This window comes from Terriglobales bacterium, assembly GCA_035624475.1.
Classification (GTDB): Bacteria; Acidobacteriota; Terriglobia; order Terriglobales; family Acidobacteriaceae; genus DASPRL01.
In genome coordinates this window covers 1-8830 of sequence record DASPRL010000034.1, presented here as the reverse complement: position 1 = coordinate 8830, position 8830 = coordinate 1, and the positions used below count along the sequence as shown (strand labels likewise).

The 8830-nt window shown below is 67.4% G+C and carries 8 protein-coding genes and 1 pseudogene; 5 read left to right on the top strand and 4 right to left on the bottom strand.

What is annotated here, in order from left to right; translation table 11 throughout:
* The 4 genes and pseudogenes from VEG08_01635 to VEG08_01620 all read left to right on the top strand — a co-directional run.
* The coding region (locus VEG08_01635) for an OsmC family protein (GenBank protein ID HXZ26677.1) at nucleotides 1-367 on the top strand (367 nt) is incomplete at its 5' end.
* 96 nt (nucleotides 368-463) lie between these two features.
* Nucleotides 464-652 (top strand): annotated as a pseudogene (locus tag VEG08_01630) (glutaredoxin family protein).
* Entirely contained in the window at nucleotides 612-1583 is a 972-nt protein-coding gene (locus VEG08_01625) for a DMT family transporter (GenBank protein ID HXZ26676.1), read from the top strand. Before VEG08_01630 ends, VEG08_01625 begins: the two are co-directional and overlap by 41 nt.
* 118 nt (nucleotides 1584-1701) lie before the next feature.
* Nucleotides 1702-2796 carry a PilZ domain-containing protein gene (locus tag VEG08_01620; GenBank protein ID HXZ26675.1) on the top strand — a complete coding sequence of 365 codons (1095 nt, stop codon included), beginning with the start codon at nucleotides 1702-1704 and terminating at the stop codon, nucleotides 2794-2796.
* A 19-nt stretch (nucleotides 2797-2815) separates the two neighbouring features.
* Here VEG08_01620 and VEG08_01615 read toward each other — a convergent pair whose 3' ends face one another.
* The gene (locus tag VEG08_01615) at nucleotides 2816-3976 is read right to left on the bottom strand and encodes an ABC transporter substrate-binding protein (protein ID HXZ26674.1); all 1161 of its coding nucleotides are present in this window, start codon (nucleotides 3974-3976) and stop codon (nucleotides 2816-2818) included.
* A gap of 451 nt (nucleotides 3977-4427) precedes the next feature.
* On the opposite strand from VEG08_01615, the gene VEG08_01610 reads away from it, so the two are divergent.
* Nucleotides 4428-6452, top strand: a complete 2025-nt coding sequence (locus VEG08_01610; protein ID HXZ26673.1) for a M13 family metallopeptidase — start codon at nucleotides 4428-4430, stop codon at nucleotides 6450-6452.
* 43 nt (nucleotides 6453-6495) lie between these two features.
* Here VEG08_01610 and VEG08_01605 read toward each other — a convergent pair whose 3' ends face one another.
* From VEG08_01605 to VEG08_01595, 3 genes are all read right to left on the bottom strand, one after another.
* Entirely contained in the window at nucleotides 6496-7761 is a 1266-nt protein-coding gene (locus tag VEG08_01605; protein ID HXZ26672.1) for an MFS transporter, read from the bottom strand.
* A 281-nt stretch (nucleotides 7762-8042) separates the two neighbouring features.
* On the bottom strand, nucleotides 8043-8396 hold the full coding sequence (locus VEG08_01600) for a cupin domain-containing protein (GenBank protein HXZ26671.1): 354 nt from the start codon (nucleotides 8394-8396) through the stop codon (nucleotides 8043-8045).
* A gap of 11 nt (nucleotides 8397-8407) precedes the next feature.
* Nucleotides 8408-8830: riboflavin kinase (locus VEG08_01595; GenBank protein HXZ26670.1), on the bottom strand; the 423-nt coding region annotated here is incomplete at its 5' end.

Below are 8830 nucleotides of genomic sequence, written 5' to 3'. Positions count from 1 at the left end.
CGAGCGCTTTGTCGGCACCGCCACCAGCGGCCATGCCATCGTGACCGATGCGGCCGCGGACAAGTCCGCCCCCAGCCCCATGGAGCTGGTGCTGATCGGCCTGTGCGGCTGCACCGCCTCCGACGTGGTCGGGATCCTGCGCAAGAAGCGCCAGCCCTTCACCCGCCTGGAGGTGCGGGCGCAGGCGGAGCGCGCCCCCGACCCGCCTCAGGTCTACACCTCCATCCGGCTCACCTACCGGGTCAGCGGGCCGGTCGAGCACAAAGCCATGGAGGACGCGGTGCGGCTCTCGGAGGAGAAGTACTGCTCGGTCTCGGCCATGCTCAAGAAGACGGCGCGGATTACCACGGCAATCGAGTACGCGTGAAATTTCCTGACGCCGGGTGCGCGGTCTGGTAATCTCCTTTCCATGCCGCAACCCAAGGTCGTGCTGTACACGCAGCCGGGCTGACCGCCGTGCGCCTGGGCCAAGTCCCACCTCGCGGAGCGAGGCATCGAATTCATCGAGAAGGACGTGAGCTGCGACCGCCAGGCGGTCGAGGAGCTCATCTACAAGTACGAGAGCCGTTCCACCCCGACCCTGGTGGTCGGCGACCAGGTGATGATCGGTTTTGACCCCGAGCAGCTCGACCAGCTCCTCCGCGCGCAGTGATCCGGCCGGGTCGCACCCGGTGCTCGGCTACCTGTGCATCGCCGCCGCCACCTTCTGCTGGGCGGGCTCGGCGGCGCTGGGCAAGGGCGCCTTCACCGGGCACCTGGCGGCGGGCAGCGCCCGCCTGGATCCCCTGATCCTTTCGCAGGCCCGCACCACCCTCTCCTTCCTGGCGCTGGCGCCGCTGCTGTGGCTGGCGCGCGGACGCGGGGCGCTGGCCCTGGCTCCGCGCGACGTGGCCCGCTGCCTGCTGCTGGGCGTGGCCGGCTTCGCCGCCTCCAACTTCTTCTACTACCAGGCCATCGACCTGACCTCGGTGAGCACCGCCATCATCCTGCAGTACATCGCGCCCGCCTGGGTGCTGCTCTACTTGGTGGCGCGGCGGCGGCAGCGGGCCACCGCCCTGCGCGTGGGCGCGGTGGCGGCGGCGGTGACCGGCTGCGCCCTTGTGGTGGGCGTGCTCCAGCGTGGCCGGCTCAAGCTCGACCCGGTCGGGATCGGCGTGGCCGAGTTGGCCGCGCTCTCCTTTGCTTTCACCAATACCTACGGGCACGGGCTGGTGCAGCGGCTGGACCGCTGGAAGGTGATCGTCTACGGCCTGCTGGGCGCGGCCTTGTTCTGGATGGTCCTCAACCCGCCCTGGAAGATCGTCGCCGCCCACTACACCCGCGGGCAGTGGTTCTTCCTGGCGGTCTTCGCGCTGACCTCCATCCTGCTGCCCTACGCCTTCTACTTCACAGGGTTGAAGCTGCTGGACCCCACCCGCGCCGTGGTCACCAGTTGCCTGGAGCCGGTCTTCGCCATCAGCCTGGCGGCACTCTTCCTGGGCGAGCGGCTGGGCGCCAGCCAGGTGCTGGGGGTGGGGATCGTGCTGGCGGCCACCGTCGTCATCCAGCTTCCCGAGGGTCCCGGGGTCTCCGCCCCGGGCTGAGCGGTTACCAAAGAGTGTCCTGCAAGGCCGCAAAAGGCGCCTTGTTTCGCTCTTGTCACCGTGGCCTGTGAGCCAGGTCACCGGGAAGGAAGGAGAGAAGTGCCATGATGGTGGCGCAGTGGGACGGCGTCGTGAGCCACGATTAGCCCGCGTCCTGCCCGTCCGCATCTGGGGGATGGACGCTCAGGGAAGGCCTTTTAGCGCCCAGGCGCAGACCATCGACCTCAGCCGCCTGGGCGGACGGCTGGGCGGCGTGACCCAGCCGCTGCAGCCCGGCGACATCATCGGCATCCAGTGCGGCGCGGAAAAGGCCCGCTTCCGGGTGGCGTGGGTGGGCGCCGCCGGCACCCCCTTGGAACACCAGGTGGGGATCTGCTGCGTGGAGCCCGCCAAGTACATCTGGGGCGTGCTGGCGCCGCCGCCCGCGCGCGATACCTACGACCTCAGAAGCGCCCCCGGCCCCGTCCCCGCACCCGCTCCGGTTGCTCCCCTCCAGCCCGTGCAGAGCCGGCGCGCCGCCAAGCGCCTGCGCTGCGTGGCCGGAGTCATGGTGGAGAGCGTCCAGGAGAAGGTACGGCTGTGGGCGGAGTGCACCGACATCAGCCGCCAGGGCTGCTACATCGAGACCTGGCATCCCTTTCGCGCGGGGACCGAGGTGCGCCTGAGCCTGACCTTCCACGAGTTGCGGGTGCTGGGCGCCGGGGTAGTGAAGACCGTCCATCCCGCGCTGGGGATGGGGATCTCGTTCACCGCGATGGAGGCCGAGCATCTGGGACGGCTGGAGCAGATCCTGGCGCGGCTGGAGGGCCTGGAGCAGGAGGCAGCGCCGGCGGTCGAGCAGGACGCGCTCTCCAACCGCCTGCAGGCCTTCGCCGAACAGTTGCGCGAGCTGGAGAGTCACCTGGTGAAGAGCACGGTGGACGCGCGCATGCTGCGCGAGTTCCGCAACGCCCTCGATCACGCCCGCCAGACCGCCTGGGCGGTGGAGCAGTTCCTGACCCTGCAGCAGCAGAAGCGCGACCCTTTCCAGGTGCTCTCCCTGATCACGCTGCAGCGCATCCACAGCACCATCCAGCTCTGCCGCGAGCTGATCACCGACATCGAGGCCACCGAGGTCACCTTCCAGACGGAAGGGCTGATCGAGCTGCACGACAGCGTGCGCGCCCTACTCGGCCACCTGGACCGGATGTTCGCCAAGCCCTCCGCGGCCTAGCTCTGGAGCTCGGCCCGGCCTACCGCACCTTCTTCCAGTCGGTGAAGACCACGGGCTTGCCGCCCTTCACCACGGTGGCGTAGACCTCCTTGAAGCCCTTGTGCTCGCTGGCGCTGTAGCTCAAGGTCAGCTTGGGGCCCAGGCCCACGTCCATGCCGTGGATGGACTCGATCGACTCGATCAGTTTCTCCCGGGTCACATCCTTGCCGGCGCGCTTCAAACCCTCCACCAGCACCATGGCGTCCACGAAGCCCTCCAGGCTGACGAAGCTGGGCTCCGTTCCCGGGTAGTACTTCTTGAGGGCCTCGTTGTAGAGCTTGATGGTGGGCAGGTCGGTGCGGTCGTAGGGTGGGACCACCTGGGTGATGATGGTGCCCTCGGCGTCGTTGCCCGCCTCTTTGATGAAGGCCTCCGTGCCCACGAAGGAGACGGTGAGGAAGACCGGATGCCAGCCCTGGGCGTGGGCACGCTTCACGATCTCGGCCACCGGCGCGTAGGGCCCGACCAGCACCACCGCTTCCGGGTTGGCGGCCCGCACCTGCCGGATGCCCGCATCCACGTCCAGGGTGTTGCGGGTGAAGGTGCCCAGGCCGGCGGGCGTGGCATGGTGTTTGTCCAGCGCCAGCTTCACTCCGTCCAGCACCGCCTTGCCGAAGGCGTCGTCCTGGTAGATGACCCCGATCTTGGTGACGTTCTGCCCGTTCCACAGGCCGTCCACCATCTCCCGGGTCTCGTCGTAGTAGGAGGCGCGCACGTTGATGACCCAGTGCTTCAGCGGCGAGTACAGCACCTGCGCCCCGGTGAACAGCCCCACCACCGGCACCTTGTGCTCCTCCGCCAGGGGCAGGTACTTCACCGCGGTGGGGGTGCCCACGAAGAAGCCGGCGGCAAAGACATCCTCTTTCATCAGGCGGCTGAAGCAGGCGGTGGTCTTGTCGGGATCGTATCCGTCGTCAAAGGCCTGCAGTTGCACGCGGCGGCCATGCACTCCGCCCTTGTCGTTGACGATGTGCAGATAGGCGGTGGCCCCCAGCACCGTCTGCGTCCCCAGGAAGCGGGCGGGGCCGTCCAACGCCGAGCAGGAGCCGATCAGGACGGTGCTGTCGGAGACACCCGGAACCTTCGCCTGTCCCCAGGCCGGGCCGGCGCCCAACAGCCCGCACAGCAAGAGGGTAGTCACCACCGCAACCTGGAAACCCGCGAAACCACGAAGCGCAGTACTGTTCACAGCATCCTCCCTGAACGGATGCCAGGCGCTCGCCTTTGCGGCCAGCCCCGGGCATGCCTAGATCTTCTTGTCCTTCCGAATTCTTCTGTTTCACCCCGGTGAGCGGGGGCCTGTAGAGACGTTCCGCACACACTACACTCCCGATTCGAAGAAGAGAAGGTTACAAAGGTAATCCTGACGGTCGGTCCCATTTTGGGAGCGGGCGCTGGTAAGCTACCCTCTGCCCTTGTTCCCCCTTTCGGGGCCACACCTGGAGGCACGCCGTGTCTGACCCGGTCACGACATTCGCCCGCCGATTGCCGGCGGGAGAGCACTATGGCAGCGCGCGCTCGCTGGTACGTACGGGCGAGCTGGACTTCGCCTCCCCTTCTATCCTAGGTCGGCGCTGCGTGAGGAGGATGGGATGAGACGATTACTTGCGCTGGGCGCGCTGCTGGCCGCCCTGGCGATCGCGGGGGCAGCGCAGTCCTCGTCCGCGCCCGACCTGAAATTCGACATTGACGCCCTCGACCGCAGCGCCGATCCCTGCGCCGACTTCTACCAGTATGCCTGCGGCAACTGGCTGGCCCACAATCCCGTTCCCGCCGACCGCTCCCTGTGGAGCCGCTACAACCAGATGGTCAACCTCAACCAGCAGCGCTTGACCGCCATCCTGCAACAGGCCGCGCAGCCGCGGGCGGGCCGCTCGCCCGAGCAGCAGAAGATTGGAGACTACTACGCTTCCTGCATGGACGAAGCCGGCATCGAGGCCAAAGGGCTGGAACCCCTCCAGCCCGAGCTGGCGCGCATCGCCGCCGTCACCAGCCGCGCCCAGCTTGTGGCCGAGATCGCCCATCTCAACGCCCTGGGTGTCAACGTGCCCTTCGATTTCTATCCCGACCAGGACATGAAGGATTCCACCAAGGTCATCGCCATCGTGGACCAGGGCGGCCTGGGGATGCGCGACCCGGAGCGCTACACCGATGCCGGCCCGGAAGCGTCCGCGCTTCGCGGGAAGTACTTGGAGCACTTGAAGAAAGAGTTTGTCCTGCTCGGGTACGCGCCTGCCGGTGCCGGCGCCGCTGCCCAGGCGGTGCTCCGCCTGGAGACCGCGCTGGCGCAGGCCTCCTGGACGCGCCTCCAGCGCCGCGACCGGGAGAAGCAGTACCACATGCTCACCCCGGCGCAGCTCGCCGCCGTCACGCCCGACTTTTCCTGGAAGCAGTACTTCGCCGGCATCGGCCTGGCGCACGTGCCGGTCATCAACGTCAATGTCCCCGGTTTCCTTGAGGCCTTCAACAGCCTGCTGGTTTCCACGCCCCTGGAAGACTGGAAGGACTATCTGCGCTGGCACCTCGTGCACGTAGCCACGCCGTCGATGCCCGCCGCCTTCGTGGCGGAGGGCTTCGGGTTCGACGACCGGGTCCTGCGCGGGCTCACGCAGATGCCTTCGCGGGCGGAGCGCTGCCAGGACCTGGTGGACCGCGACCTGGGCGAGGCCGAGGGCAAACTGTACGTCGAGGCTTATTTTCCCGAAAGCAGTCGGCAGCGCGTCCTGCGCCTGGTGGGGCTGCTTAAGCAGGCCCTGCGCGAGGACATCCAGACGCTCCCCTGGATGGCTGACGCCACCCGCCGGCAGGCCCTGGCTAAGCTGGATGCCATCGGCGTCAAGATCGGGCATCCGGAGACCTGGCGCGACTACTCCGCTCTGCGCATCATGCGCGGCGACGCCCTGGGCAACGCCTTCCGCTCCCTCAGCTTCGAGTTCCGCCGCCAGGTCGCCAAGCTCGGCAAGCCGGTGGACCGCGGCGAGTTCTACGAGCTGCCGCAGAGCGTCGAGGGCTACCACGACAGCCCATTGAACGAGATCGTCTTCACCGCCGGCATCCTCCAGCCGCCCTTCTTCGACCCGCGCATGGACGACGCGGTGAACTTCGGCATCGCGGGCGGCGTCATCGGCCACGAACTTACTCACGGCTTCGACGACCAGGGACGGAAGTGGGACGGCCAGGGCAACCTGCGCGACTGGTGGACCCCGGAGGACGCCGCCCAGTACCAGCAGCGCGCCGCCTGCTTCGTCCAGGAGTACTCGCAATTCACCGCGGTGGACGACCTCAAGGTGGACGGGCAGCTCACCCTGGGCGAGAACATCGCCGACAACGGTGGCCTGCATCTCGCCTACCTGGCGCTCACCGCCGACCTGGCGGGCAAGGACCTGCCCGGGATCGACGGTTTCACTCCCCGGCAGCGCTTCTTCCTGGCCTGGGGACAGATCCGCTGCGCCAACGTCACCCAGGCGCGGGCGCGCTCGCTGGCGCGCACCGACCCGCACTCCCCCGGGCGCTGGCGGGTGAATGGTGTGGTCTCCAACATGCCCGAGTTCGCGAAGGCCTTCCACTGCCCGGCCGGCTCGCCCATGGTTCGCAAGGACCCTTGCCGCATCTGGTAGTGGGTTGCGTTCTCTCTGAGAACCGGGAACTGGGGACCGGGAACTAGTCCAGGTGCTTGCCCTTGGTCTCGGGCAGCAAGGTGGCCACCAGCGCGGCCAGGAAGAAGGAGAAGGCGCAGAGGTAAAAGGCCCAGCTCAGGCCCTTGCGTTGTCCCACCCAGCCGATGATCCAGGGAGCGACCGCGCTCAGCGTCCGCGCTCCGTTGTAGGTGAAGCCCAGGGCGCGCGCCCGCAGCCGGGTAGGGAAGATCTCGCTGCCGATGATGCCGGAGCCGGAGAAGAAGCCGGTCCCGAAGAACGCCACCGGCGTGCCCAGCAGCAGCAGCATCCACGGTCTGGAGGCCAGTGCGTACAGCGGCACCAGCGCCGCCGCCAGCAGCAGGTAAACCAGGAACGAGCGCCGCCGCCCCAGGTGGTCGGCCACCCACCCGAAGCTGGCATAGCCGGGGAACATGCCGGTGAGGTTGAGCGCCACCAGCAGCCAGGTCATCAGGCCGGTGGAGAAGCCGCGCCCGCCCTGCTCCACCGGCAGGGACAGGAACGACGGTACCCAGGTGAACAGCCCCCACCAGCCGAACATCCCCAGGAAGTTCATCAGGGTGAGCGCGACCGTGGGCTTCAAGTAGCGGCTGTGGAAGAGTTCGGAGAGGGGAGCGCCGGCGACTTCACCGCTCTCCGCCGCGGCTTGGCGCTCGGCGCGGTGCTCCTGCCACATCTCGGATTCGGGCACGCGCTTGTAGATCCACAGCGTGAGCAGCGCCGGCACCACGCCCACGAAGAAGGCCCAGCGCCAGTTGCCCAGGTAGCGCATCACCAGGCCCGCCACCACCGCCGCCAGGGCGAAGCCGATGGCATACGAAGACTGCACGATGGCGATGGCCTTGGCTCGCAGGTGGGTGGGCCAGGTCTCGGCCACCAGGGTGGCGCCGGTGTTCCACTCCCCGCCCATGCCCAGCCCCAGCACGAAGCGGAAGCAGGCCAGCATGAGGATGGTGGTGGAGAGCCCGGAGGCGAAGGAACACACCGAGTAGGTCAGGATGCTGAGCATGAGCGCCCGGGTGCGCCCGATGCGGTCGGCGACGTAGCCGAACAGCACTCCGCCGATGCCTGAGGCCAGCAGCGTGAGCGTGCCCAGCAGCCCGCCGGTGGCCTTCGACATGCCCAGGTCGCGCATGATGTGCGTGAGCACCAGGGCGTAGAGCATGACGTCGAAGGCGTCGAGCATCCAGCCCAGCGCGGCCGCCACCAGCGTGCGCCGCTGCGCGCGGGTGATGTCGGCGAACCGGAAGGGAACCGTGGCCGTGGCCATGCGCGCTGGATTCTAGTGGAAAGGGGAGGAATTAACCACAGAGGACACGGAGGACACAGAGGAGAGCAAGGCAAACGGAAGAGGGCAGAAGGCAAAAAGAGATATAGGCGTCATCCTGAGCAGGCTTCAGCCTGCGAAGGATCTCGCGCGGGTCGCTGTAATAGCATGGTCGGCGCTGCGCGCGAGATCCTTCGGCGCTCAAGCGCCTCAGGATGACGCCATCTCTTTCCTGTTTTTCCTTTTGCCTTGTCTTCCTCCGTGCCCTCTGTGTCCTCTGTGGTTTACTTTCCTCTTAAATACGCGTCCGTCCCTGCCAGCCAGTCCTGGCGGGGAGGATAGAAGACGTCGAGGTCCACGGTGTCCTCCAACGCCTCGGCCTTGTGCGGCATGTCGGAGGGAATGCACAGCACCTCGCCGGCGCCGACCACCAGCACTTTGCCGTCGATCCAGAACTTGAGCGCGCCTTCCAGGATGTAGGTGAGCTGCTCGTTGACGTGGCTGTGCTCGGGCACCACGCAGCCCTTCTTCAAGAGCACGCGCGCCAGCATCAGTTCCTGGCCCACCACCAGCTTGCGGCTCAGTTGGGGATTGAGCTGCTCGTCCTTCACCTCGTTCCAGCGCAGGTGCTTCAGCATGGCGCTCTCCTTCAGCGGGATTTGCGGCGGCTGCGGGCGGCAGGCTTGCTCTTCGCCGCCAGCAGTTGGAAGTAGTGGTGGGCCTGCTTGATGTCGCGCGCGATCTGCTCGCGCAGCTCGGCCACCGTAGGAAACTTGATCTCCGGCCGCACCCGCTTGAGGAACGAGATCTCCACCCGGGTCTGCGCCGTCAGCGCGATGGGGTGGAAGTGCAGCAGGTGGGTCTCGATGGCGAACAGGTCGCCGAAGGTGGGGCGGGTGCCCACGTTGGTCACAGAATCGAAGCACTCGCCGTTGACCCGGGTGCGGGTGATGTAAACGCCGTCCAGGGGCACCAGTTCGTCGTAGCGGCTGAGGTTGATGGTGGGGACGGTGTACTGGTGGCCGAAGCCGCGCCCGCGTCCCGGCGCCGAGACGATGCTGAAGACCCGCCC

What these genes read in the sequence shown, in the direction of transcription:
- VEG08_01605 (HXZ26672.1), bottom strand. Translation starts at nt 7,761, where the DNA reads ATGGCCACGGCCACGGTTCCCTTCCGGTTCGCCGACATCACCCGCGCG.
- VEG08_01600 (HXZ26671.1), bottom strand. Translation starts at nt 8,396, where the DNA reads ATGCTGAAGCACCTGCGCTGGAACGAGGTGAAGGACGAGCAGCTCAAT.
- VEG08_01610 (HXZ26673.1), top strand. Translation starts at nt 4,428, where the DNA reads ATGAGACGATTACTTGCGCTGGGCGCGCTGCTGGCCGCCCTGGCGATC.